The 25908-nt window shown below is 43.7% G+C and carries 17 protein-coding genes, 1 tRNA gene and 3 pseudogenes; 15 read left to right on the top strand and 6 right to left on the bottom strand.

Translation table 11 applies throughout. The annotated features are described in order from the left end of the window. Nucleotides 1–12: 12 nt before the first annotated feature. A pseudogene (locus LEP1GSC194_RS21855) lies at nucleotides 13–317 on the bottom strand (transposase); the annotation flags it as partial. 360 nt (nucleotides 318–677) lie between these two features. Between LEP1GSC194_RS21855 and LEP1GSC194_RS20385 the strand changes: the two are divergent. From LEP1GSC194_RS20385 to greA, 6 genes are all read left to right on the top strand, one after another. Beyond that, nucleotides 678–1772 (top strand): LIC10775 family protein, encoded by a 1095-nt coding sequence (locus tag LEP1GSC194_RS20385; RefSeq protein WP_020775363.1) that lies wholly within the window; start codon nucleotides 678–680, stop codon nucleotides 1770–1772. 3 nt (nucleotides 1773–1775) lie between these two features. After that, nucleotides 1776–2609, top strand: a complete 834-nt coding sequence (locus LEP1GSC194_RS20390) for a hypothetical protein (protein ID WP_020775365.1) — start codon at nucleotides 1776–1778, stop codon at nucleotides 2607–2609. Between the two features lie 47 nt (nucleotides 2610–2656). Then, nucleotides 2657–2842 carry a hypothetical protein gene (locus tag LEP1GSC194_RS23705; RefSeq protein WP_036043939.1) on the top strand — a complete coding sequence of 62 codons (186 nt, stop codon included), beginning with the start codon at nucleotides 2657–2659 and terminating at the stop codon, nucleotides 2840–2842. 48 nt (nucleotides 2843–2890) lie between these two features. Then, the gene (flaA2, locus tag LEP1GSC194_RS20400) at nucleotides 2891–3610 is read left to right on the top strand and encodes a flagellar filament outer layer protein FlaA2 (RefSeq protein WP_020775356.1); all 720 of its coding nucleotides are present in this window, start codon (nucleotides 2891–2893) and stop codon (nucleotides 3608–3610) included. Between the two features lie 24 nt (nucleotides 3611–3634). Then, complete coding sequence (gene flaA1, locus LEP1GSC194_RS20405) at nucleotides 3635–4579, top strand: flagellar filament outer layer protein FlaA1 (RefSeq protein ID WP_020775376.1); 945 nt, start codon at nucleotides 3635–3637, stop codon at nucleotides 4577–4579. Nucleotides 4580–4792: 213 nt separating this feature from the next. Continuing rightward, complete coding sequence (greA, locus tag LEP1GSC194_RS20410; protein WP_020775389.1) at nucleotides 4793–7573, top strand: transcription elongation factor GreA; 2781 nt, start codon at nucleotides 4793–4795, stop codon at nucleotides 7571–7573. A 206-nt stretch (nucleotides 7574–7779) separates the two neighbouring features. On the opposite strand, the gene LEP1GSC194_RS20415 is transcribed toward greA, so the two are convergent. Both LEP1GSC194_RS20415 and LEP1GSC194_RS20420 read right to left on the bottom strand, forming a co-directional pair. Further along, entirely contained in the window at nucleotides 7780–8022 is a 243-nt protein-coding gene (locus LEP1GSC194_RS20415) for a hypothetical protein (RefSeq protein ID WP_020775350.1), read from the bottom strand. 546 nt (nucleotides 8023–8568) lie between these two features. Beyond that, nucleotides 8569–8650 (bottom strand) — tRNA-Leu (locus tag LEP1GSC194_RS20420). Nucleotides 8651–8980: 330 nt separating this feature from the next. Between LEP1GSC194_RS20420 and LEP1GSC194_RS20430 the strand changes: the two are divergent. Continuing rightward, nucleotides 8981–9328 (top strand): annotated as a pseudogene (locus LEP1GSC194_RS20430) (hypothetical protein); the annotation flags it as partial. 102 nt (nucleotides 9329–9430) lie between these two features. On the opposite strand, the pseudogene LEP1GSC194_RS23710 reads toward LEP1GSC194_RS20430, so the two are convergent. Beyond that, nucleotides 9431–9555 (bottom strand): annotated as a pseudogene (locus LEP1GSC194_RS23710) (saccharopine dehydrogenase family protein); the annotation flags it as partial. A 238-nt stretch (nucleotides 9556–9793) separates the two neighbouring features. On the opposite strand from LEP1GSC194_RS23710, the gene LEP1GSC194_RS20440 reads away from it, so the two are divergent. From LEP1GSC194_RS20440 to LEP1GSC194_RS20475, 8 genes are all read left to right on the top strand, one after another. After that, a complete protein-coding gene (locus tag LEP1GSC194_RS20440) occupies nucleotides 9794–10600 on the top strand; it encodes an SDR family oxidoreductase (protein WP_020775364.1) in 807 nt (268 codons plus the stop codon). A 236-nt stretch (nucleotides 10601–10836) separates the two neighbouring features. Beyond that, nucleotides 10837–11784, top strand: coding sequence for a fumarylacetoacetate hydrolase family protein (locus tag LEP1GSC194_RS20445; RefSeq protein WP_020775387.1), 948 nt, complete (start codon nucleotides 10837–10839; stop codon nucleotides 11782–11784). 101 nt (nucleotides 11785–11885) lie between these two features. Next, nucleotides 11886–12431 (top strand): DinB family protein, encoded by a 546-nt coding sequence (locus LEP1GSC194_RS20450; protein ID WP_021064363.1) that lies wholly within the window; start codon nucleotides 11886–11888, stop codon nucleotides 12429–12431. A gap of 48 nt (nucleotides 12432–12479) precedes the next feature. Continuing rightward, on the top strand, nucleotides 12480–13577 hold the full coding sequence (locus LEP1GSC194_RS20455; RefSeq protein WP_020775357.1) for an ATP-grasp domain-containing protein: 1098 nt from the start codon (nucleotides 12480–12482) through the stop codon (nucleotides 13575–13577). 177 nt (nucleotides 13578–13754) lie between these two features. Continuing rightward, nucleotides 13755–15053, top strand: a complete 1299-nt coding sequence (locus LEP1GSC194_RS20460; RefSeq protein WP_036043944.1) for an adenylate/guanylate cyclase domain-containing protein — start codon at nucleotides 13755–13757, stop codon at nucleotides 15051–15053. A 21-nt stretch (nucleotides 15054–15074) separates the two neighbouring features. Continuing rightward, on the top strand, nucleotides 15075–15950 hold the full coding sequence (locus LEP1GSC194_RS20465) for an alpha/beta fold hydrolase (protein ID WP_020775378.1): 876 nt from the start codon (nucleotides 15075–15077) through the stop codon (nucleotides 15948–15950). A 361-nt stretch (nucleotides 15951–16311) separates the two neighbouring features. Then, on the top strand, nucleotides 16312–16854 hold the full coding sequence (locus tag LEP1GSC194_RS20470) for a DUF1564 domain-containing protein (RefSeq protein ID WP_036043950.1): 543 nt from the start codon (nucleotides 16312–16314) through the stop codon (nucleotides 16852–16854). A gap of 645 nt (nucleotides 16855–17499) precedes the next feature. Then, nucleotides 17500–21321: an Ig-like domain-containing protein gene (locus LEP1GSC194_RS20475; RefSeq protein ID WP_020775341.1), complete on the top strand. Its 3822-nt coding sequence runs from the start codon at nucleotides 17500–17502 to the stop codon at nucleotides 21319–21321. Between the two features lie 622 nt (nucleotides 21322–21943). Here the strand turns inward: LEP1GSC194_RS20475 and LEP1GSC194_RS20480 are convergent. Continuing rightward, nucleotides 21944–24586 (bottom strand): M1 family aminopeptidase, encoded by a 2643-nt coding sequence (locus LEP1GSC194_RS20480; RefSeq protein ID WP_020775344.1) that lies wholly within the window; start codon nucleotides 24584–24586, stop codon nucleotides 21944–21946. Between the two features lie 64 nt (nucleotides 24587–24650). After that, nucleotides 24651–25907: an MFS transporter gene (locus LEP1GSC194_RS20485; RefSeq protein ID WP_017810200.1), complete on the bottom strand. Its 1257-nt coding sequence runs from the start codon at nucleotides 25905–25907 to the stop codon at nucleotides 24651–24653. Between the last annotated feature and the right edge of the window lies 1 nt (nucleotide 25908).

Genomic DNA, 25908 nt, shown 5'->3' on the forward strand with positions numbered 1-25908 from the left:
TCGCATTTGCTATCATTTTAATTGAATGTCCCGTAAATAGGTTTTGGGACAAGCTCTAAGATTCTCTGGACAAAAATTAACCATATAGTTTTTCTTCCAACCACACAGACATATTCTCGCGGATTTAACTCCGGAGCATAAGGAGGCAAAAATTCTACTCGAAGCCTTTTCTCATTTGCTTTTAAAAATTCCTTCATTGTTTTGCTTTTATGAACAGATAGGTTGTCTCAAACTATTAAAATCTTTTTGAGAAATAGCGCCTATATTACTGATAACTTTTTCCAAGACATCTTCTGACGAATGATCGGTGTCTTACCGTGTTTACACAATCGAGCTGACACCCTCCTGGCTTCGTTACTTCCTGTATTTAACGTGAGTTCGGCGTAAGAAAGATTGGGCGAATCGGTCGCGAATTTCATAGTAAAAATGGCTCCCGACCGCGCTTTACGCGAAAATTCCTTCGGAATTTCTGCTGCAATCGCTTTCGCATTTGTTATATCGAACTCACGTTATGTTAAAACGATCAAAAAAGGATAATTATACCTTTCGATTTTTAGATAGTATGCTTAGAATAAAAACATGTAATCGGGAGTATATTCATTTCTTTGCATTCCCCAAGTTGCAAAAACCGTATAACAATGTAAAATTTTAGATTCAAGTATGGACGACTGAAATCAATGTATCAAAAAAAAAGAATATTCTGTTTTTCAAATGTATTTCTTTTTTCCCTTATTATGTCCCCGGGTTTCCCGCAAACTCAATCGCAAACGACGATTTCCATCGATCCTTTACTTCGAGGTTCCTGGTATGCGGACCAGGAAGAAAAGGAAGCCGTACTCTATAACCGAGTGATGAAGTTCTTTCGGCCGAACGCACATTTCGTTTTGAAGACGGATCTACACGGAAGAAACTACCGGTTTTACAAGGACGGAAGGGTGGAGTTTATCGTGGACCGGGACTTCAAAGAGGTGTTTCCGGACGTTTCCGAACTGGACGTACATAGAAGCGAGGCAAAAGTATTGGCGGAACACGGAGAACCTTATTCGGCGATACGTTTGTTAAAAGGAATCGGGCTTTGTTACAGATTTCAATTCGGAAAACTCGTTCCCGAAGGATATGGAACCGCAGCGGAGGAGTTGAGTCGGTTGATGAAACACATGGCTCACAAAAGAGGGAACGTGGACGATCTCACCGATCCCTACGGATGTATAAAAAAGAATATTCTAAAAATTGAAAGTGAGCCGTTCCGATTTTCCCTGGAAACGACGGACGATTGGAAACATTATTTTCCGGAACCGGAAACGCCCGAAAGTGGAACCGAAGAGGATCACGTTTGGAAGGTCCGAAGATTTTATAAATCGATTCCCACCGAATGGGATACGGAGGAATGGGAAAAGGAATATCGCTCCCGATCCGAAACGTTTTTCTACTATAGGCCCGACAGAATTTTATTTACGATCGGACTCTCGTATCATCCGGTCGCGGCGGTTTATACTTCCAAAAATTATTTTCAACTCTGGGATCTCAAACGCGGAATCAATTCCCGTACGATTCGAGAAACGAACTTCCGAAGAAAGAAGGAACAGGATTCCTACGCAAGCCGTTTCGATTACTTTCACAAGGACGGAAGAAAGGTTCCCGTGGTTCTTTTGGAAAAATATTATTTACGAGAGAATCGAGGACTTCTGTTTTCCATATCCGGACCGGAAAAACAGATTGATCGCATCCGACAAATCTGGTCACAATTGAACCAGAAACTAATCGTCGAATGAACAATGATTTTCGCGCTCGTAAAAATCGGAGACCGTCCTTTTCCGCCGGGACAACCCTCGCAAAATTCTCCCTGGCAATTGCTCCTGATCGGGTTTTGTCTCGTGGACGGAATGGCGCTTCTTTTTATTCCTTTCGGAATTTACGGCTCCGTTTTACTCACGGTCGCCTTACTGATATTTTTGTTTTTGCCTCTTCTTTTTTTGGTCATCCGACTGAGTGCGAAATTCGGAAATCTTCTCTACGTCGCTTTGTTTTTAAGTCTTTTATCCGCGGGAGTTTCGGCGCTTTACATCAGTCATAGCATTGGATTTTTCCTCGGATTTCCGGTCGGAAAAAACGTCGACCTTTCACAATTCTCGCAAAGCGGAGAATCCGATCGCATCCTCGTTTTTCGGGGAGTCAAAATTCTTACCGACTATGTCTCATCCAGATCCGCGATCAGCAGGGCGAGGACGGAACCCAAGCGCGCCAAGACGATCTACTTTCACGTTGCGCCTCTTGTATCTTCGAGTTGGAAAAAAGGGGACCCGATTCCGGGTTGGGTCGCCTGCGAAAGAATGGAATTGCCGACTTGTACTTGGGGAAGTTCCGTCTTTTTTTGGGGCGAGAATCTAAAAAACCATTCCTTATATCCGTATTATAAACTTTCCGTTCAGGATGCGGGAAGAATCTATAAATTTTCCCTTCCGGAACATCCCATCATCTTCCGGCCGATCCAGAATCCGGAAAGGAAACTCTTTCGAGCGGGAATGTACGGACTATCGGGACTTTTCTTTCTCAATTATTCCTGGTTCCTTTGTATTTTTTTGGGGAAATTTTTCGGTAAGGAAAAATGAGTTTCGGCCGTTAAAAAAATCCTCAATTTCCTAAAAAACTTTTTCGTTTGCTAATTTTGATCCTTTATCTTCCGATATTTATACTGAGACGGGTAGTAGAATCTGATTTTTCCTTCTTCCTTAAATTCTTTTCCAAAGAATTCCAAGAGGGAACACAAAATCGATTCGGGTTCGGGGATTCGTTTACGTTTTTCCTTTTTAAATCGGAAAACGTTTTAAGAGTCGGACCTTAGTCTCTAAACGATTTTTTATTTTTTATTTTGTAACCAGGAGAAATTCTCATGAGGAAGAAGATCATCTTACTTGCCGGACTGCTCTGCATTCTTGCTGTACCAGGTGTCTATAGCCAGCAAACCGGAAACAATCAGGCTGGTGGAAATCAGCAAACAGGGGCTAACCCGGATCCTCTTGAAAAACTCATACTCGAGAATTTCGAAGAGGCGGAAGACTGGAGAGCGAAATCTACGACTCCACTGGGCGAAACCAAACTTCTTAAAATGGTTCAAAGAGGTCTGATGAGAGACGTGTTCGACGAGAACACGGTTCCGGATAACGGAGGAGATCAGATCGAAAAGAATCATATCCTCGGAATAAAAACCAACTATACCAATAGAGGTTTTGACAGAGTGGAAGTTTTTCCTCCTCACGAGTATATCGTAAAAGGAAAAGCTCGTCAGCTTTCCATCTGGGCTCTGGGAAGAAAATTCCGTCATACTCTTTTCGCTAAGCTGAGAGATTACAGAGGAAACACGCATAATATCCGTTTGGGAAGATTGGATTATTTCGGTTGGAGAAAACTCACCGCTACGATTCCGGGTTACGTTCCTCAAAGTACAAGGTTCGCCCTTTTGGATAAGAATCTTCACTTCGTATCTCTTTTTGCCGTCAGCGACGTTCACGAAGTAGGAGGACAATTCTACTTTTATGTGGACGATTTGGAAGTTCGTGCCGATAAATCGGATGCGAAGTATCCCGGATCGGAAATCAAGGATAATTGGTAATCTTCTAAAGAAAGGAAAACAAACATGAGAAGGTTCATGAACTCGTTCAAAATTACAGCGACTCTTACAACAATTCTCGGGGGAGCGATTCTTCTGGGTCTGGTTAACGGGCAAAACATCATCAAAAGTAAACGCGGGATCGATACCGCAACCGGTATCGACGTAAGCGGTTTGGAACTTAGATCCATCACCGTGGAATCCTGGGATAATCCCGCTTCTTCCGCGGCGTACGGATGGGAAGTTACCACCGATAAGGATACTCAACAAGCCCAAGGAGCACAGCCGCAAGCTTACCAACCGACCGCTCAAAACGCTCAGTCTCTTCGGGAAGTAAAATTGATCTCGGGTAAACCGGGAGATATCAAAAATGTGGACGCGGGAACGGCTAAGGTTCTCGGAATTAAATTTCAGTTCACATATCCGGGAGAAAATACGGTAACGATTCGTCCGCCGAGAGTGCCCGAATACGAAGTTCTTCGCACCAAGGCTTACTTGGATTCGAACAATCAAAGAAAGGTTTCAAAAATCTACGGAGTTGAATTTCCGGGTGTGAGTAAGGCTCTTTCCGTTTGGGTTTGCGGAAGAGGAAACGAATACAATCTGGAAGGTTGGATCGAAGATTGGAAAGGCGACACTCACATTCTTCAATTCGGGTCCCTTGACTTTATCGGATGGAGACCTTTGACCGTTTCGATTCCACAAGGAGTTCCTCAGGACGTAAATTCGTATCCGCAGGTAAAGACGATCGTTTTCAAACAGTTTAAGATTCGTTCTCGTCCCGATACGAGCGGCGAAACCGTTTATCTTTTCTTCGACGAGTTAAGAGTTCTTTCGGATGTGTTTGAAGTTCACTTCGACGGAGCTTCGATAGACTTCGACGATGACGATTGTAAGAGCAAACATAAATTGGATAAGATGCTCAAGACAAAGGTCGAAAAAGAATGCGGCGGCGGTGGCGCCAACAAATAAAGTTTTAAAGATCAACGGGATGTTCTAAATCCCGTCTTCCTTCTTCTCGGTGAGGTCGTTTGTTCGACTTTACCGGAAGTTCCTTCCCTTTAAATTCTGGTTTACGGATAAGCCAACTCGTCTATAATTGATAAATACAGGGCTGTCAGAAAGGAATTTAACCCCAAACGTCCCAATTTTCATCAAGCCGAGACTCAATCGGTGGAGTATCCTATGTCTAACGAAATATCAGCAACTACGGAATCCAGACCGGCCAGCGATCTGGATAAGCTGACATCTCTTTTTAACGAAGAAATTTATGTTCGCACGGACGCGAACTCCATTCCTGCATCCAAGTTTAAGATTTTTGACGATCTCATCGAATTTTATAAATCAGCCGGAAAAATAGACGAAGCGAAACGAAAAATCGAGGAATATCTCTCCGAACACGAAGACAGCATCTCCGCAAGATATTTACTCGGAATTCTTTCTCTCGAAAGAGGGGAAATCAGCGACTCCGGTCTTTTAAAAAACCTATTAGAATCTTTTAAAGCAGCCGGTAAGTGGGCGATTATAGAACACATCACCGATCAAATCCTGAAATACGGAGATCAAAGACTCGCCCTCAAATACAAAGCGGAAGCCCTTGAAAAATTAAAGAAGAACAAAGAACTCAAGGTCGTATTGGAAAAACTCGCCAAACACGACCGTAAGAATCCCGAAATCTTAAAAAAATACGCGCTTTCCATTTTGGACGAAAATAAGGAAAGGGCGATCACCTATCTCAAACAGGCGATCGAAACCTTTGCGAAGACGAAAGATTACGTTCAACTCGAAGAAATCTGGTCGATCATCGTAAGTAACAATCACGAAGACCTTCAATTTTTCGAAAGAATCGAAAGAATCATGTTGGGTCATAGGGAAAGAACCAGACTTGTCGGTTATCTTTATCCGATCGTAGAACCTTACAAACAGTTGGAAGACTGGGACAAGGTGATTTATCTTTTAAAAAAGATCCTAGAACACGAGGCTTCTTCCAACAAAGCAAGAAACGAACTCATCCGCGCTTACAAAGCGAAGTATGCCAATCATTCCCTTTTGGAAGATTTTCTCAAGATGTCCGAGATCGGAAACAACAGAAAACCGATCAAGGTTTGTATCGCCAACTTCGAAAGAAATATCGTGTTCGACACGAACAACTATGTCCTTCATAGAAACTGGGGAGTCGGGAAAATCACTTCGATTTCGCCTAACGGGGATTCCATTTTTGTGGACTTCAAGGACAAGAAGGATCATAAACTTTCGATCCAGATGGCGATTACCAGTTTAAAACCTCTGAAAAAAGATCATATCTGGGTAAAATATTACGAAAACAAAGAGGAGATCACGGATCTTTTTAAGAACAATGTTCCCGATTTTTTTAAGGAACTTTTGACCTCCTTCAACAACAGAATGTTGACTGCGGATATCAAATCCGAAGTTTCCGGAAAATTCCTTCCTCTCGCGGAATGGTCCAAATGGTGGAACAAAGCCAAGAATATAATCAAAAAGGAACCCAACATCGGATTCGATCCTAAGAAAAAGGACGAACTCGTATATCGTGAAAAGGCGATTTCTTTGTCGGAAGAGTTGTCGGAAAAGTTCGCTCACCAGACCGACGCGAACAAAAAACTCGATATCGCTATGGAAGCTTTGGATAACCGAGAAGACGCGGAAGGTGCGATCGAAGCTTTCAATCATTTTTATTACGAAGAAGAGGAAGCGGCCGATCCCGTTCGTAAAATCGTGGCGTTTTTATATCTGCAAACCGCGTCGGAAGAACTTGGAGAAGAGGAAATTCCAAGACATCTCAACGAACAAAAAATTGCGGAACTTATCAAATCTTTGCCTGTGAGTAATCTCACTGAAGTTTCCACAAAAATCGGAAACGTGGAAGTCAAAAAAGGTTACGTGAACTTGGTTCGCAAACACGCGCATAACCCCGAGGAAGTTTTGACCGGAATTCTTTTCGAAGTTCCGATCAAGGTCAACAAATACGTATTTTCCATCTTGGAAGAAGAGGATAAGTTCGATCTTCTGAATTCGTTTATCAAATCCGCGGGAGTAAGAGCGAAAGAAACTCCCGAAGTTTTCATTTGGGTCGCTAAGTCCATTCTCACGAAAATATGGGAGGGGGAATGGCTGGTCTCTTCTAAAGAGGAGGAACGTCTTGAGCTGATTCTGAAGGTTTTCCGTATGTTTAAACCTCTCGCTAAGATCGAGGATAAAGGAACGAAACTTAAGAACGCATGTAAGGAAATCCTTCATGGAAACGACGACGAGATTCTTCGGGAAGCGATTCATTCCGGAGACTCCGAATATATCCGCAAGTTATACGCGCTTTACAAAGAGGTTCCGTACTTTACCGATCTGGAAAAAGAACGTCTGTATTCCCTGATTGTGGAATTGAAACCGGACGTCGCTTGGGAAGAAGACGAGGACGAGGATGAAGAGGACGACGATATTCTCAACCGGATTCCGGAAGGTGCGATTCTAGTTACAAGGCGCGCTCTCAACCGGAAGAAGGAAGAGTTCGAACATCTTCTCAACGTGGAAATGCCGGAGAACTCCAAGGATATCGGAGAAGCTCAGGAAAGAGGGGACTTACGAGAAAACGCGGAATACAAGGCGGCCATGGAACGTCAGGTTCAGTTGCAAGCGGCCATCAAAAGGCTCGAAGCCGAAATCAAGAGTGCGATTATTTTGGATCTTACCAACGTCAAAACGGACAAGATCAATATCGGAGTTTCCGCAAAACTCAAAAACGAGTCCACGGGAGAAGTGGTGACTTATTCTATTTTGGGCGCTTGGGATGCGGATACGGAAAAACACATCATCAGTTATCAATCGCCTCTCGCTAAGTCTTTGCTCGGAAAGAAAACGGGAGATTCAGCCGTCTTGAACCTTACGGGTACGGAAACTCGTTATACGGTTCTTGACATCGGTAGATTTTCCTTACAAACTCAAGAAGACTAAGAAGAATATTCAAAAAGCTGAATCTATAAAAGTCCCGAGTCGATTTTCGATTCGGGACTTTTTTTATTATCGAGCGATCTGAAACACGATCATCGAACGACCCGTGGAAACTCAGTGAATGCCTTCCTATGGGGCGGCATTCAGGGAATAAACTCAATTTCGCTCTCTATGGAACATTCGGCAGAGAGCGAGATAGGAACTTTGTGTTACGCCGTTTTGCTTTTGTAGTTTTTATCCGAGAGGATCGACGCGACTTCAGCCGGAAGAATATGACGTTGAATATAAAGATGCAACTCTTCCGCGTTGAGTTTTTGAATCATCGTTTCCGGAATTTTATTCCAACATTGATCGAATACCGATCGAACGTTGAGCCCTTTCGATTTCAGATCCCCTACTTGATCACAGAGAAAGCGGATTCGCACCCTGTCTCTTTTAATTATGTTTGCCATTTTTTTTCTCCTTTTCCCGATCTTATGGTCTTTTAAACCGATTTCGGTTCGATCCAAGGATTTGATTTTACCGGAGATCCGTCTTCAAATCCCGAATTTACTTTCGTATTTTCCAAATCCGACTCTTATCGTATAGGAACCTCCGGACAAAAAATCCATACGAGAAGATCTTTTAGACGTCTTTTTATACAAAAATGTTTCGATTCGATTTTCGGTCCCATAAAACGAATGCAAACTTTTGAATGTAATCCAACCTGAGTTTGGTATAACAAATGCGAAAGCGATTGTATGTTGCGATCTATCGAACGACCCATAGGGAGTGAGATTGAGTTCAGAGAGCAACACTCGAGCTTCTTATTCGCCCAAACTTTTTTCGTCAAACTCGCGTTCGACGAAAGTAAACTGTGATTTTTGCGGGGGTAATAGGGACCTTGTTCGTTATTACTTTGAATGGTGCCTAACGTTTACGGGAGAATTGGGCGGACGGAAGTTCGGCGTTGAAATTAACGAACTGTTGGGATTGTCACAATCGATTTGAAAGAAAATTGCGAGTAGAGGGACTCGAACCCCCACACATTTCTGCACCAGAACCTAAATCTGGCGTGTCTACCAATTCCACCATACTCGCGCGCGGTCCTTCCAATGTTTGCGAATCTTCTTTGGAGTCAAGCGGTTTCGGCAAAACGCCTTCTCAAAATTGGGGAGCTCACCTTTGTTCACAATTTCGCGATGTTCGGCAAAACATAGGATCAACGATTAACGAGGGAATTCGCGGAAAAAAACGAAAGAACACGTTATCGGCCTTAACCTCATCCAAACAAAAAATCGCGTAAGAAACTCTTTCACAAATTCAAAATTTACCGAAACCGCTTTCCAAAAAAAAGATCCCATTGGGAATGGATGCACAATCATTCGATCGGATCCGCTTTCCAAAGATTCAATCAAACAGGTATTACGTATGTGGAAATCCCTAACCGGCAACGCACAATTCAGCATCATCGCTTGTATCATTTTTGTATTCCTGGGTTTTTTCAGCATGGGGATTCTTGGGTTCGGACTTTACTATTTGATATTTCCGATTTCAAAATCGCTGTTCCCGCACCCGGATTCCTTACACGGGGACAACGTCTGGCTTGTAGCCATGTATGCGAGTATGTTGTGGCCTTTCGGTTTTATTTTCGCGGCGATTTTATTTCATTTCCTTAAAAAAAGAGGATGGCCGACCGGAATATTATATTTTTTATATGTGATTTCACTCTGGCTCTGGTGTGCTCTTCTCTGGCTTTTTTTAATCAAGAGTTATTTTGTAAGTTCACAAGGGGTTACGACTCGTTCTATTGAAATCAAATCGAACCTTTTCTACGATATTTCATTTCTAAAAAAATGAAAGTAGGGTCTTATCGATTTAAGAAATCAATTTCGTCCCCGAAAAACCGAGCTCTCAGAAACGGGCTTCGGGAAGTTCAGCATCAACGCGAGACAATCGGTTGGAACGACGTCAAAACCCATTCCGGGAAGAAGTATTACTTTTTTGTAATCAGCTCTCCGATATAACGGTTTGCTCCGCAAAGATCCAATTCCTTTTTGAATCGTCATACTATTTTAGGGATTCGTCAAGTTTTGGCGAATAGTTGATTCACAATATGTTCTTCAAAAATTCCGTTTCCCTTTAAAGAATTCTTGAAACGGGATCGATTCTTTGAAACCATCGCTTTTTAAAAAACAATCTCAACTTGAAAAACACGGTTGAATCGAATCGGAAGGAATTCAAATGAACGAAACGTTTTACAAAGATAAAGTAGTATGGATCACAGGCGCTTCCTCCGGAATCGGGGAAGAACTCGTAAAAGAGGCGGCAAGGCGAGGAGCCAAGATCGTACTTTCCGCGAGAAGAAGTAAGGAATTGGAAAGGGTTAAAAAGGAATGCGGCCTAACCAAAACGAACAGCCTTGTTCTTCCTCTCGATTTAGAAGATTATAAAAAACTAAAGAACCTTCCGAAAAAAGTGATCGATCAATTTCAAAAAATAGACGTATTGATCAACAACGGCGGAATCAGCCAGCGTTCGTACACTTACGAAACGGCTCTGGATACGTACGAAAAGTTGATGGACGTGAACTATTTCGGGAATATCGCCTTGTCTCTTGCGGTGCTTCCGATTTTGCGGAGACAAAAAAACGGAGTGATCGCTTCGATTTCCAGCGTCGCCGGTTTGTTCGGAGTCCCTCTGAGAAGCGGATATAGCGCGACCAAGGCGGCTCTTACCGGTTTTTACGAAGCTCTGCGCGCGGAGAACACCAACGAAAACGTAAAGGTTTGTCTGATTTATCCGGGTTTTATTAGAACTCAAATTTCAAACAACGCGCTCAAGGGGGACGGAAGTAAACAAGGCAAGATGGACGAGGTGATCGAACAAGGAATCGCTCCGGACGAATGCGCTCGTAGGATTTTGGACGGAATCGCAACGTCCAAAAATAAAATCGTAATCGCCGGTAGGAGGGAAAAAATCGCCATTTTCATCCACAAATTCTTTCCCGGAATTTTTGCGAAGTCGATCGCAAAGGCGAAAGTCACCTAACGTTCTCTTTATGGATCGCAACATATAATCGTTTTCGCATTGTTACTCGCGTTAGAGTAAACGCGGTTTCGGGTATTCTATAAAACAAAACGAAGAAAAAAACAGTAAGGAGTTTTAGAATTTGAATATGTTCTTTACTGTCCGTCGTTTTCCCGGATTCTAACCTACGATTCGCAAACGTTTAAAGTTCGTTTAACATTTGCGGCAAAATCAACGATATCATTTAGGTACACTGTATGGCAAAGAACTACGTACGATTCGGCAGAAAGAATTCGATTCAATGGGGAAAAATCGAAGGCGACAAAATTCTTCCCCTGGATTGCGGGGATTCCACTACGAAGGATTTTTTGGAGTTTATAAAGAAAAAGAAAAAAACCTCCAAACAAAAACCGATCCGCATCCGGGACGTTTCCATTTTATCTCCGATCACCGCTCCTTGTCAGATTCTTTGTCAAGGCGCCAATTATAGACAACATCAGATCGAATCCGGTCTTGATCCGGACGATAAGATGTACAATCTATTCTTCACAAAATCGGACGCCTCTCTTTCTCCTCCGCTTGGAAAAATCATTCGTCCCTCCCACGTTAAACTTTTGGATTATGAGATCGAACTCGGCCTCGTATTCGGAAAAGCTTTCGATTCGACCTTGAGACTCGATTCTAAAAACGTCGGCGAATATGTGGCGGCCTTTTTTATGGCGAACGACGTATCCGCAAGGGACGTTCAAATTCCTCAGATGCAATGGTATAAAGGAAAATCGTATAGAACCTTTTGTCCCGCAGGTCCCTATCTCGCGGTTTTAGATCCCGGAGATTTCGATCTATTGGAATCCTTGGAGTTGACTCTTTTTGTAAACGATCAAATCAGACAAAAGGACGTAGCTTCCAATCTCGTTTTTAAACCCGCGGAAAGTATTTTAGAACTATCACAATTTTGTAATGTAACCCCGGGAGACGTTTTGTTGACGGGAACTCCTTCGGGATGTGCGCTCAGAGCTCCGGGAAAGTTCATTCAAAAAATTGCAAGTCTTTTATCGGAGAGAAAAAAATGGGACCTTTTTATCAAGGGCCAAAAAAAACGGATTCAGTATTTACGGCCGGGGGACGTCGTTCGTTCCACGATTTGCACTCCGGATCGTAGAATCGATTTGGGAGAACAGATTTTAAACGTCGTGGAGGAATGAATCCGGCGAGAAACGATATTTAATGCGAGTTTGGTGTGGGAAAATGCGCGAATTCGGCCCTATTTTGTAACTTCAAAAGTTTTAGCCCGAAGAAGTTCGTGATGTTATACGCACAATACAAGAATATCCAATATACGTTCAACCAACTCGCCGATCTTCTATCCGCCGTGGATGAAAAGGAATATTCGAAAAACATCACGCAAATAACGGGTTCGAGTATCGGGAAACACGTTCGACATTGTATCGAGGTTTTGGAGAATTTAACCGTCGGACTCGATACCGCGAACGTATCCTACGATCGGAGAAAGCGAAATCCCCTTTACGAAACGTCTCCACTCGCCGCCAGAGATAAAATTTTCGAACTATTGGGAAAACTCGAACAAATGGACGAAGATAAGATTATAGAACTTGCATATCTGATCGATCCGACCACGGGTCTTGAGGAAAAAACGACCACCAATCTGAAACGGGAATTTTTATACGTTCAGGATCATACGATCCATCATATGGCGATTATTAAACTTTACGCGGAATGTTTTTTACAAAGTATTTTTTTGCCAGAAGAATTCGGAGTCGCGTTATCGACACTTCAATTTCAAAAAACGATCGGCATCTCGGACGCGCAAAGTAAAAGTTCGGAATCCTAAAAATCCGCCTCTAACAAAGCTAAACATTCGGATTAAAAAAATCTTTTTATGAAACGTTTGAATGCGGTTATAAGTAGTAAAATCACTTTTGGGAAAATTCGTCTTAAAAAATTAATCCGACCTGAGTTTTGGCCGACTTGTTTCTTTTACGCGCCTCTCGTTCCGTATATCGCCTATCTAACGGTTCGTTACCGAGGATTGGGAACGATCTGTGCGGCCAATCCCGGAATTCCTTTGGGAGGTTTGGTCGGAGAATCCAAGGAACAAATCTTGAAAAATATGGATTCCGAAAACGTATTGAATTTTTTTAAAGTTTCCGACGCCGAATCGAATGTCGAAAAGGAATTTGAATTCATCAAAAAGGAAACTTTGAAAAGAAAATTCAAATTTCCTTATATACTGAAACCAGACGCGGGACAAAGAGGCTCCGGCGTTAAACTCGTAAAAAACGAAAACGAGGTTCTTGAATATCTGAAAAAAACCAACGTGGATCTGATCGTACAGGAATATCATTCGGGTCCGGAAGAAGCGGGAATTTTTTACTACCGTTTTCCGAACGAAGACGAAGGAAAAATTCTATCGGTTACGAGAAAAACCTTCCCGATCCTGGAGGGCAACGGAACGAACACATTGGGCGAGTTGATTTTAGAACATCCAAGATTTCAATTCCAATGGAAAGTTTTTAAAGAAAGGTATGTAAAAGAATGGGATACGGTTTTGCCCTTAGGAGAAAAAAAAAGATTGGCCGAAGCGGGGAATCATTGTCAGGGCACTCTATTTACGGACGGAAGTTCTTTGATCACGAAAGAACTCACTCGAAAGATCGACCAAATTTCAAAGACATTTTCGGGATTTCATTTCGGGCGATACGACATTCGTTATCGATCCGATGAAAAGTTAAAACTGGGAAAAGATTTCGGAATTGTGGAATTGAACGGAATCACTTCCGAATCCACGAATCTTTACGATCCCGATTTTTCCATTTGGAGAATGTATTCGATCTTATTCAAACAATGGAATTTGCTCTTTCAAATCGGTTTTGAAAATAGAAAACGGGGGATTTCCAAAACGAAACTCGGCAAAATCGTAAAAGCCGTGACCGTTTTTTACGGAGGAAATAGAAAGGTAGACGTTCGATCGGATTGAAAAAAGTCTATGTTAACTTGAGTTCGGTGTAATCAATGCGAAAGCGATTGAAGTTGAACTCAGCAGATGCCATTTCTATGGATCGCTCGAAATGCCCAGACTTTCAACCGCCCAATTCACGTTATATTATGCGAAAAAAAATTCGTTTCTAATCGTAAGCAGACGAGGTGAAAAACCGTGACAGATCCAATTCTTAAAATCGTTTATTTCTTGTTTGGCGATCCTAAAAAAAATTCCCTCGAACACAGACTTTTTAATACGGTCGCGTTCGTAAACGGAACTTTGAATATTTTCGGCGCCTTCTCCTCCTTTTATCTGGAAAACTTCATGGTGATTTTTCTTCTGAATTTCGTTTCAGGAATTCTTTTGATAGGTATGTATTTTATTTCCAGGGTGAAGAGTATCTATTATTCTCTCTTTTGGCCTTTTAATCTTATCATTCTCGTCTATCTGTCTTCGATGTGGTTTTTTAACGGAGGTTCGATAGGAGGTAATCATTACTATTTCATTCCCGCTCTTGTAATCGCGACCATACTGCTGAGAAATCATAACGTATGGATCGTTTATTTGATATATGCCGCGGCGACCGCGTTTCTTTACGGAATCGAATATTTCCATCGAGGACTTGTTAAGATGTATCCGAACGATACGGAACGTTATTTGGATGCGGGAGGAAATTATCTATTCGTTCAGATTTTAACGGGACTTCTAATTTTCATCCTTACAAGAAATTTAAACATAGAAAGAAAAAAATCGGATTCCCTTTTGCTGAACATCCTTCCCGAAACCGTTGCGGAAGAATTGAAGAGAAACGATTTCGTGGTTCCCATTCGTTACGAAAGCGTTACGGTGCTTTTTACGGATATGGCGGGGTTTACAAAAATCGCGGAAACGATGTCGCCGGAGGAATTGTTAAACGAACTCGATCTTTTTTTTAGAGAGTTCGATTCCATCACCAAAAATCATAGGATGGAAAAAATCAAAACGATCGGGGACGCCTACATGGCCGCCGGTGGTCTTCCCTTAGCCAATAAAACTCATTCCATAGATGCGGTGTTATGCGGACTTGAATTTCAAAGGTTTATGCGCTTGAAAAAGCAGGAAAGAGAAAGTAATCGTCAACCCTATTGGGAGCTCAGACTCGGAATCCATACGGGTTCGGTGGTTGCGGGTGTCGTCGGTTCCGAAAAATTCGCATACGATATATGGGGAGATTCCGTCAACACAGCAAGTCGTATGGAAAGTTCCGGAATTCCGGGAGAAGTCAATATTTCCAGCGAAACTTACGAGAAGATCAAAGATTTTTTTATCTGCGAACACAGAGGAAAAATTAAGGCGAAGAACAAAGGCGAAATCGATATGTATCTCGTAAAAAAAATTCGAGAGGGATTACACGATCCTCAAGACGATTTGAAACCAAATGAAACTTTTTTTCGGTTTTACTCTCAAATTCAAAAAGGGGAATTCTCTGCTTAAGAATTTCCGGGAACTTCTTATATGTCGTCAGCTTCCGTTTTCTTTTTTCCTTTCATTTGGTTTTGTCTCCTTTTAGTAGTTTCTTGTACGGTTCCGGAGGATCTCAAAAAAAAACCGGAAGAAAGCCTGATTCGCCTCAAAGAAGCCGGAGTAAAACTTAGAGAATTCTATTTAGACGGGGGAGGAAAACGGATTTACGGAGTTGCCGGAGGTTGTGAATCAGAAAATCAGAATATTTTAATATTCATACACGGCTCTCCGGGGGGATGGCAAAATTACGCTTGGTATTTGGAAAACAAAACCTTAACGGCAAAGTATTGTATCCTTACGTTGGATAGACCCGGGTTCGGCAAATCGGAACCCAACGAAGCGGTTCCGGATGTTGCAAAACAAGCCGATATTTTAGAAAAAGCCATTGAGGATTTTTTAAAGCTGGTTGGAGCCCCTGAAAAAGTAAAGATCGTCCTAGTAGGACATTCTTATGGGGGGCCGATCGCGGCAAAAATCGCCATTTCTAATCGGAAAATTCATAGACTTGTTTTACTGGCGGGCCCTTTGAGCGCAAAGGAAGAGGAAATTCGTTGGTATAACAGAATCGCGGATTGGCGTTGGGTCAATAACTTGTTGCCGAATGATTTCAAAAACAGCAACGACGAAATGCTTCCCCTCAAATTCCAATTGGAGACTTTAGAGAAATTTTGGAAAAACATCCCTTGCGGGATCATCTTGATTCATGGAAAGAAGGACTCTTTGGTGCCTTTTCAAAATCTGGAATTCTTTAAGACTCAATTTTCAGAATCAAGGCTTACTGCGATCGTATTGGAAGAAGAGGATCATTTTATTCCCTGGACTCAAAAAAAACTTTTAGAGAGTTTATTATTGGAAGCGGTTCGCTAAATCGAGTGTGCTTTGAGTGTGGGAACTCTTACACGAAAGTTGAACGTTTGGTGGGTAGTTTATATGTAAATTTGGACTTTTGATGGATTGTGTGAGTTCCCACACTCCATCAATCCAAAGAATCTTTTCTAAAAATGAGGGAGTTCCCACATTTCCGGTTCTACAAGACAAGTAGTTTGCAGTAAAACGTAAGTCTGTAGGGAGTTCCCGCATTAAGCGCTTATCCCTCGTCATAATTGTGGGGCTAAAACGTGGGAACTCTTACAAATCAGGCTAAAGTTTTTTAAAACAGAAAGGTTACCTTTTTCCTTTTTTCGCGTAAATTCGATCCATGCCGGACCTTTCGAGAACCGTATTCGGTATGGGCTTGTTACTAAACTCCGATTTTGAAATCCGCTCGACCCTTGGAGAGAATCGTTCTGAAACGATCACTCTTTTGATTCCGGAAGATACTTGGGTTCGTTTTTCCGAGAAAGATGTGAAAGCGTTGCCGAAAAAGATTCCTCATCTTTTGAGAATCTATGGGAAGTACCTTTCCTCTACGAAACGTCTTGGGAAAAAAGCGGGCCGAACTTTGTATCAGCCCAGTCCGGGAAAACAAAAGATGAAGCGAGTGAATATCCGGCTTAATACCGGAAGTTGGACACTTTTTGGCGCGTTCGCACAGGCTCATGGTGTGTCTCGATGTTATCTTTTCAATTATCTCCTGTGGTTGGAAGACCTGGGAGTTGGAGATTCCATTGTAAATACGATGAATGAGGGAGTTCCCATGTTCCACCGATCTTACAGTTATATTCTCCGTCTCGACCTGCTAAACAACCAAGTGATCCGCAAATTATACTATCGACCGAAATCTTACTTTTACACATCGGATGATCAAGAGCGAATCACTAACTCAACGTGAGTTCGGCGTAAGGAACTTTTGTTTCCGCAAAAAAACGCGGGAGTTCCCACAGAAACCTATCGCCTTACATGATTTTTGCGGTTTTGAACCGTTTTTTCACGGAAAATCTCCGTAAGAGTTCCCACATTGGATGGTTGACGGAGAGAACCTTATATTTCTAAGAAAAAATCCAAGTCGGTTTAAAAATTAAAATCAATAAGAACACATTGGATTCAATTGAATAAAACGATGAATGGAATGGATTTGTATGGATATTTTGTTTCTTATATTACTTTCGTTGAATATTAAACAATTCTTCTTGTAGGTACTCAAATTGCCTATACTTTAAGCATGTTTTTTATAATTACTTATTTTTATGGGTTCCGGTTATAAGATGAACGAAATTCTTTTCTTTTTTCTCTCCAAAATTTTACAGATTCTTTTCCAACGCAATTAAACTAAAGTACATATTATGATCTTTTCATAATAGAGTGTTCATATTAGTAATTTTGACAATAAGTTTAGTGGTAAGGTACGCGTCACTTACTGCACCAAAGTTGAAGATTCACATTATAATGTAAAGTGATGAAGGATAGTTGTATATGCTATTCTATCCGATGAGATCCGGCTCATAAAAAAAGGTCCGGAATTCGTTGGAGGTTTTGTATGCAAAGAATAATAAAAACCATTCTGCTGGTCCTATTCGTGGTTTGGGGCGTAAATTGTGTAAACGGAAATAAAAATAGTCTGCCCCTTCTTGCTTATCTAGACTTTGGCGGCGATAGAACGAATTCTTCCTTTGCGGTCTCGCAAATTACCCCGGGTTCGGGCGTAACCGGAATTCCTTTAAATACATCAATTCAAGTCACTTTCAACGGGGCTCTGGATTCTTCCAGTGTGACTTCTTCCACTTTTTTTCTCAAACAAGGGGAAACTCCAATCTTAGCAGCTTTGAGATCCGATGAATCTACCATTGTTTTAACTCCGAATTCCTCTCTTGCTGCTTCAACAACTTACACGGTAACAATTGCGAAAGAAATTACATCTTCAAAGGGAATTTCTCTCAAAGAGGGGTTTAGCTGGAGTTTTACTACGGCCACCGTAGTGGATGCCGTGGCACCGGCCTTATCTTTGAGAACACCTGCGACGGGGGCGGCACTGGTTCCCAATAATACTTCCATCCAGGTCGCTTTCACGGAAACAATGGATTGTACGACGGTTGATAATACTACCCTGACCCTGAAAAATAATGTGACCAACGCTGCAGAGGCTGCAAACGTAACTTGTTTGGGCTCAAGCGCGACTTTGGATCCAGTCAATCCTTTGGCGGCAAATACGGTATATCGTGTGGATCTTTCCGCCGCGATGAGGGATCTCGCCAACAATCCGCTTCCGGGCGCGCAGAGCTGGACTTTTACGACCGGGGCCGGTCCCGATATTACCGCTCCGACTGTTTCTTTCGTGTCCCCAGCCGTAGGCGCTCAGGGAGCGTCGATTAATACCGCCGTAAGCGTCGCTTTTAGCGAACCCATCAATTGCGGAACGATCGCGGGAAATTTTACTTTAGATGACAACCCCCTTCTTCCGGGGACTGTTAACGTAGCCGTCAATTGTTCCGGATCTACCGCTTCTATCACCCCAGCGGTCCCGTTGGCATTCAATACGGCTTACACCGCGACTATTTCCAATGCGGTTACCGATTTGTCCGGAAATTCAATTGTACCGAACGCGGTGAATTCTTGGGTTTGGACTTTTACTACCGGCACTGCGCCCGATGCGACGCAGCCTACCGTGACGTTTAGCGTTCCTGCGGCAAATGCAGTCGGAATTGGAACCAATATAAGCCCTACTGTGGTTTTTAGCGAACCGATGTCCTGTGCTTCCGTAACTGCGGCTTCTTTTCGATTGAAGCGAAAAGCGACTGGGATCTACCTGGCCGGAAATGTCAACTGTGTTGGAACCTCCGCTACTTGGACACTCGATCCGTTAGTCAATCCGACGCTTATTTTTAACACAGAATACACAGTGGAAATCAATGCCGGTGCTTTGGATAGCGCCAATAATCCTGCGGTTCCATTCTCTTGGGACTTTACCACCGGACCGGGACCGGATGTGACCCTTCCCAATGTCGTCTTTGTCACACCTGCAAACGGTTCTACCGGAATCGCTGTCAACGGCGGCGGGAGCATCGCTTTCGATGAAACAATGAACTGCGCTACCGTTTTAGGCGGAATCACTTTGGATGATGATCCTACAACTCCGGCTACCGTGGTGCCGATAACGGTCAACTGCAATGGAAACACGGCGTCTTTTGTTCCTGCGATGCCGCCATTGGCGTTCAACACTGCATACACCGTAAAAATCGCAAATACGGTGACAGACAGTTCCAATAACGCTTTACTTGCGGACTATGTTTGGAGTTTTACTACCGGTGCGGCGCCGGATGTCACTCCACCTCAAGTTTCCCTGGTCAGTCCTTTGCCCGGTGCTACGGGATTGGCTACCAATTCAACGATTACGGTTTCTTTTAACGAAACAATTGATTGCGCGAGTTTAAATCTTACCGTCAACAACGGAATTGCGGTTACTAAGAATTGTTCCGGCGCCTCGGCGACCTTCGTTCCCAACGTGGGAACTCCTCTCAATGCGGGAACCACTTATACGGCTACCCTAGTAAACGTAAATGATCTTCAGGGCAATCCGATGACAGCCCTTCCTCCCGCTTTTAGCTGGACTTTTACAACAGGACTTGCGCCGGACGTGGCTCCGCCGACTGTCACGATTCAAAACGTGAGAACTAACAGCGTAATCGAATCCGGATTCATCATCGGAACCTCCACAGACGACAGGTCCGTTGCGAGTGTTGAAGTTTCGGTCGACGGTGGAGGATTTACGAATGCGGGTGTAACCGGAACCACTTCCTGGAAATATCAGCTTCCGACCGCCGGAGCAACCTGGCGTCCTAATTCTCAACATACGATTACCGTAAGAGCTATCGATACTTCGAACAATGTGACTACGGTAGCGCTACAACCTACGGTTAACAATGTAAGAAAAGGAACAAATAGGGATGTTAACGGAGACGGATACGGCGATCTGGTGACCGCGGAATACGGTCAAGGTATCGTTTACATTTTCCATTCTTCCGGAACTGCGGGAATTACCGTAGCAAATGCGCCTTCTGCAAGTCGCATCATTGTAGGAAGTGCGGCGAACCGATTTGGGAAAACCGTGGCGACGGGAGACGTCAATGGAGACGGATTTGCAGACGTAATCGTAGGCGCGCCGCCTCCCGTTCCCGGTGTTGGCGGAATTGGTAGAGTTTATATTTTCCATTCCTCAGGAACCGCCGGCGTGACCACGTCCTTCTCCGGTTTTGCGAACAACACTCTTACGGGTAATTTAAATGCCGATCAGTTCGGCGATTCGCTGGCAATGGGTGATATCAACGGAGACGGATATTCGGATGTGGTCGTAGGTGCGCCGGGTTACAACGCTCTTACGGGAAGAATTTATGTCTTTCATTCTACGGGAGGCGTCGGAATTGCAAACGCGACTGTAAATGCGGCTGGGGCCGGAGCAAGCTCCTTTAAAACCGGAGCGGCTACAGGTGATAAATTCGGTTATTCCCTTGCTGTGGGAAATATGAACGGCAATACGGGAGGAGGATTTTCGGATGACATCGCAGTCGGTTCTCCCGGTTTCAATAGTGGCGGTTTTGGGGATGATTGGGGTAGAATATATATGTATTACGGCTCCACGCCAGGAGGGTTGACGGCAGCGGCACCGAATACTCTTACGAACAATACTGGAAATACGAATGCAGTTGCCGGAATTCCGGGTGGACCCGCTCAATTCGGATATTCTGTCGCAGTCGCCGATGTAAACGGGGATAGCTTTTGCGATGTAATCGGAGGAGCGCCGTTTTTTACACAAACGAGCGTTCTACCTGCGGGAAATAGTCCGTTACAAGGTAGAACTGCTCTTTTTCTTTCGAACGGAACGACAGGGATTGCAACCGCAAATATAGGGGCTGCAATTCGTGTCATTAACGGGATCGTTAACGGACAATTTATAGCTACCTCGCTTACGGCAAGGGACTTAAATTCGGACGGTAAGGCTGATATAATTCTCTCCTCCGTGAATCCGAATGCGGTTCAGGTCTTTATGACTCCTGCAGTCGGCGCTGGAGCGGATGTAGATACGAATGCTGCGGACGTTAGCATCGCAGGAGTCGCTTCTCTCGGAGTCGTTGGAATTGTGAATGGACCCGGTCGTGCGCTTTCTGCTGGAGATTTAAACGGGGATGGTATTAACGATTTGATTGTCGGTGGAACTACCGACTTCGTCTATATTTTCCACTCCGCAGGTGGTGTTACACCGGTTACCAACAATCCTGCGGCCGCGTCGAGCATCATCCTTGGTTCCGGTCTTGCAGGCGGAATCGGGGGGGCCGGACTTTCAAATGAGTTTGGATCCGGTTTCTAACGAGAGATAAAACCGCAAAGTTCACTCCCGGAAAATTTTCTCGGAGTGAACGGCGTCCGATTCGCTTTCGATAATCAACTTGAGTTCGTTATAACAAATGTCAAAGCGATTATTATGTTGCGGCCGAGGAACTTAAGCAGGCGCCTATGGATCGGCGTTCGGGCAAACAATATCGAGTTCAGAGAGAGATGTTGAGTTCGAGAGTTCTAACCCCTAGTGACTAAACCCTCACCCCTTGAAACGTGGGAACTCCTTCAAATTTCCTTTTAGGTTTTGGGACACGTTCTTAGTCTCTTATTTGCTCCGAACTTTCTCCACGAATTCAAGTTATTTATCTATGAGAAGAATCGGATCGTAGCGTCGATATTCCGATTTCCAATTTATAAAACTATTTCGTATATCTTAATTTTCTAAATTTACGCTCGCGTTATAGTGGAGTTTTGAAAAATTCGATAGTTGGTTTTTTCTTAAAAGGAGTTTATCAGATTTTTACAATAGCGAACGGTGGGGGCATTAAGGCGGTTACCAATTTCCATGAGACAGGTGGAGAATTAATTTTTCAACAACTCTACTGGTAATTTCGGATTGGAACGACGCCGTTCCAATCTATTGTGACCAAGCGTCATTGTTTCGAAAGAATTTTTACGGTCCTTTCCAGATCGTCTCTGTGTTGTTTCAGATCTTTTTTGAGAAGCGCCGGGATTTCTTTTTGTTCCTTGAGAAAGCGATTGGTTTTATCAACGAGGGCCTGATTCGGTTCCACTCCCGGAAATAAGATGTTTCCAAACGCAGAAGAAAAATGAGAATCGCGATCCTTATAAATTCCGATCACGGATTCGAAGTATAAATCCTCGTAACTCTTTAACATTTCTTCTTGATGATCCCAGTAAAAACCTTTCATCCCGTAACGAAGCATGTCGGTGGAATGTTTCGTGTGAGGATCGGTGAATTCCTTCCAAGCGGAAGCCTTTGATTGGCGATCCGGAAAAGCGACTTTGGCTCCGTACGCCTTTTTTGCGCCCAGATCGCCAGTGTCCGTTTTTTCCTCTTGGGCAATGAGGTCTAACGCGTCCTTGTTTCCGAAAGCGGAAAGTCTCGTTAAAATGCTCCATCTTCTTTCCTGATCGATTTTGATTCCGGGGATCGCGACCTTGCCGTCTAAAAGATCCTTTAAGTAGGAAAGTTGGTTCGGAGTTCTGGACGTTCCTTCCAGCATTCTATACCAAACGATTTTTTCTTCCTCGCCGGTGGAAGGGTTTGAAAGTTCGCTTTTTGCGAGCTCGTTGAGTTTTGAGGACCATTCCTCCCTGTGTTCCTTTTTTAAGTAACTCGTCGCGATGGAAGAGGCTTTGGTCAGAATATGACTGCTTCGAACGGAAAGATCCTCTTCGTGAATTCCCTGTTGGAAAACGAGTTCCAGAAAAACCTTCGGAGAAATTTCCGCGTCGCGCGTCATCTGCCACAGGGAACCCCAAAGAATCCTTCTGGCAAAACGATCCTTTACTTTGTTCAAGGACGTTTTGAGTAAGGCGATTCCGTCTTTCGGAAGATACGTTTTCGCATAGGCGTAGTCGTTTGTGTTGAGAACAACGATTTCCGAGGAAACGGACTTTTTGGAATCGGAGGCCGTTTTCAAAGTAGGAGAATTTTTCGTCTTTGTATTTTTGTGAATGGAAGAATCCGTTTTTACAATCGGATTGTAGGAAAGGAGGGTTTCTTTTCCTTGAACGATTACCTTGTCCTTCCATGCCACTTGGAAGGAATAAAGAATAGGTCCGTCGTATTCTTCTTCGGTTTGGTTTTCCTTCGGAGAAAAGACAGTCACTTCCAAAGCGTGTGTTCTAAAAAGTCCGTTTTTTTCGGAAGGCAGTTGTCGGATTAATAAACGGCCCTCTTTCCATTCCGGAAGTAAAGTGTTAACCCCGGTCGTATCCAGCCATTCCTTGCTCCAACTGCGGATATCGATTCCCGAGGTTTCGGACATAGTGTCCAAAAAATCCGTTTGAACCGTATTCGAATTTGCGAATTTTTGAAAGTATTTTCGCATCGCTTCTCGAAACGTCTCTTCTCCGATGTAATACATCAATTGACGAAGCACCGAAGCCCCTTTGGAATAGGAGATTCCGTCGAAGTTACTGATAGCGTCTAACGTGTTCTCTGCGCTTCCCGCGACGGGGTGGGTCGTGGAGAGTTGATCCTCTCTGTAAGCCCATTCCTCCCTGACGTAAAAATGTTCGAGAGCGTCCGGAAATAATTTACCGTGAGACATCGCGTAATAGGAAAGATAATCCGCAAAACTTTCGTTCAACCAAAGATCGTTCCACCATTTCATCGTAACCAAATTCCCGAACCACATGTGGACCATCTCGTGATAGATCGTGTTGGCTCTTCCGAGATATTCGGAATAAATTCTGGGACTTCTAAAGATGTAATGTTCCGAAAAAGTGACGGCGCCCACGTTTTCCATCGCGCCCATGTTGAACTCGGGAACGAAAATCTGATCGTACTTACCGTACGGATACGGAAGATCAAAGTAAGATTCTAAAAATGAAAAAGATTCTTTTGTGATCGCAAAAAGATTTTCCGCATCCAAATATTTGGCGAGGGATTTCCTGCACAAAATCCGAAGAGGAATGTTTTTATAACGATCCTCCCAAACCTCGTACGGACCCGCGATCAATGCGAACAAATATGTGGAGAAAAGGGCGGTTTTCTGAAAACGAATTTCGATTCTATCGTTTTGAGGATTTTCCTTGATAGGAAGAGTGTTGTGAACGTATTTCCATTCTTTCGGTCCGACAAGAGACAGTTCATACGTCGCCTTTAAGTCGGGTTGATCGAAACACGGAAACATTCGGTGCGCCTCGAAAGGTTCAAAGTCCGTGTGAAGATATTCGGAACCGTCGGAAGGATCTTGGAACTGATGAAATCCGGAACCGCTGTGATTGTAGTCGTTTGTATAACGAATTTCGATTTCATTCTTTCCGGGTTTTAAGGAATCGCCCGGAACATCCAGGGAAGAATCGGTCTTCGTATAATCGGAGAATTCTTTTCCGTTTAATAAGAATACTTCGATCTTTTTCGTTACGAAATCGATTTTAAGTTTTCCTTTTTCGTTTCCCGTATAAAAAAATAGGATTTTGGTTTCGCCCTGATACGTGGAAGATCCCGCCTTAAGATCCAAACGGATTTCATAACCGACTTGATTGACCAGTTCCGCCCTTTTGACGGCCTCTGTTTGCGTAAGTATGTTGGGAGCGTCCATTGGTTCCTTCCTATGTATTCGAAAATAATAATATTCAGATATATGGTTCGTCTCTAAACTCGCGTTAAATGATGTCCTTCAACTCCATCTTTCGAAGACGGGGAGCGATCGCTCCCACAAAGGCGACGGTCAAAAGAGTCAAGGCTCCGCCTGCGACGATGGATCTTCGGATTCCGAGCCATTCCGCGGTAATACCGGACTCGAATTCTCCGATCTCGTTCGAAGAACCGATAAAGATATGATTCACTGCGGAGACTCTTCCTTTCATGTGATCGGGCGTGTGTATCTGAACGATCGTATGTCGAATCACGACGCTGACCATATCGAACGCACCCGCCGCCGCAAGACAAAGAAACGAAATCCTATAGTCTTCGGAAAATCCGAAAAGTATGATACAAATCCCGAAGCCGAACACACAAGAAAGAAGAATCCAACCCGAATGTTTTTTAGGAGGTTTTGCTGCGATCAAGAGCGCGCATAAGACGGCGCCGATTCCTTGCGCCGAACGAAGAATGCCGAAGATCTCGGGACTTTGTCCCAGAATTTTTTCCGTAAAAGAAGGAAGAAGCGCTACGGCTCCGCCGAAAAGTACCGCAAACAAATCCAAGGAGATCGCACCCAAAATGATCTGGTGTGTGGAAACAAATTTCCAACCGGAGCTTAAACTTTCCCAGACGGTTTCGCTCGACTCCGGCTTTGGAGGAACCGGTTTCCCTTTTACAAACAACATCAAAATCAAACCGAAGCTCATCAAAAAGAGGTCGATCGAATACGCGAAGTAAAGACCGGCGACGATCAACATTCCGCCCGTAAGAGGGCCGAGGACCAAGGAGATCTGCCAGGCGATTCCGCTCCAAGTCGCCGCGTTCGGAAACGTCTCCTTATCCACAAGCTGAGTTTGAAACGCGGCGGTCGCGGGATGTAAAAAACCTCTTGCGATCCCCGAAAGAAAAATCACGCCGTAAATCGGATATACGCCGAAGTCCCGCAGGACCCAAGACATATTAGGAATTACTAATGCGAGTAAAAGAAAGGAACAGATCGATAATAGACCGAGCGCCGAAGTTACGATTCTTTTTCTCGGGAACGAATCGATGATAAGACCGGAAAACAAAGCCATTGCGATGGATGGAATCGCTTCCGTGAGGCCGATAAAACCCACGTGCAAGTTGCTGCCAGTGAGATGATACATCTGCCAACCGACGACGGTGGTTTGAATGCTGACGGAAAGAGTCACCATAAATTTACCGAAAAGAAAGGAACGATAGTCGGCGATTCTCAGGGCTTGGAAGGGATCGTGTTTTGTTTGAGGTCGAGTCATT

Origin of the sequence: Leptospira alstonii serovar Sichuan str. 79601, assembly GCF_000347175.1 — a bacterium.
Lineage (GTDB): Bacteria > Spirochaetota > Leptospiria > Leptospirales > Leptospiraceae > Leptospira > Leptospira alstonii.

Coding starts and splice junctions, on each gene's coding strand:
- flaA1 (WP_020775376.1), top strand. CDS start 3,635: ATGAGAAGGTTCATGAACTCGTTCAAAATTACAGCGACTCTTACAACA.
- LEP1GSC194_RS20450 (WP_021064363.1), top strand. CDS start 11,886: ATGTTATACGCACAATACAAGAATATCCAATATACGTTCAACCAACTC.
- LEP1GSC194_RS20485 (WP_017810200.1), bottom strand. CDS start 25,907: ATGACTCGACCTCAAACAAAACACGATCCCTTCCAAGCCCTGAGAATC.
- LEP1GSC194_RS20465 (WP_020775378.1), top strand. CDS start 15,075: ATGTCGTCAGCTTCCGTTTTCTTTTTTCCTTTCATTTGGTTTTGTCTC.
- LEP1GSC194_RS20480 (WP_020775344.1), bottom strand. CDS start 24,586: ATGGACGCTCCCAACATACTTACGCAAACAGAGGCCGTCAAAAGGGCG.
- greA (WP_020775389.1), top strand. CDS start 4,793: ATGTCTAACGAAATATCAGCAACTACGGAATCCAGACCGGCCAGCGAT.
- LEP1GSC194_RS20385 (WP_020775363.1), top strand. CDS start 678: ATGTATCAAAAAAAAAGAATATTCTGTTTTTCAAATGTATTTCTTTTT.
- flaA2 (WP_020775356.1), top strand. CDS start 2,891: ATGAGGAAGAAGATCATCTTACTTGCCGGACTGCTCTGCATTCTTGCT.
- LEP1GSC194_RS20390 (WP_020775365.1), top strand. CDS start 1,776: ATGATTTTCGCGCTCGTAAAAATCGGAGACCGTCCTTTTCCGCCGGGA.
- LEP1GSC194_RS20445 (WP_020775387.1), top strand. CDS start 10,837: ATGGCAAAGAACTACGTACGATTCGGCAGAAAGAATTCGATTCAATGG.
- LEP1GSC194_RS20440 (WP_020775364.1), top strand. CDS start 9,794: ATGAACGAAACGTTTTACAAAGATAAAGTAGTATGGATCACAGGCGCT.
- LEP1GSC194_RS20415 (WP_020775350.1), bottom strand. CDS start 8,022: ATGGCAAACATAATTAAAAGAGACAGGGTGCGAATCCGCTTTCTCTGT.
- LEP1GSC194_RS20470 (WP_036043950.1), top strand. CDS start 16,312: ATGGGCTTGTTACTAAACTCCGATTTTGAAATCCGCTCGACCCTTGGA.
- LEP1GSC194_RS20455 (WP_020775357.1), top strand. CDS start 12,480: ATGAAACGTTTGAATGCGGTTATAAGTAGTAAAATCACTTTTGGGAAA.
- LEP1GSC194_RS20475 (WP_020775341.1), top strand. CDS start 17,500: ATGCAAAGAATAATAAAAACCATTCTGCTGGTCCTATTCGTGGTTTGG.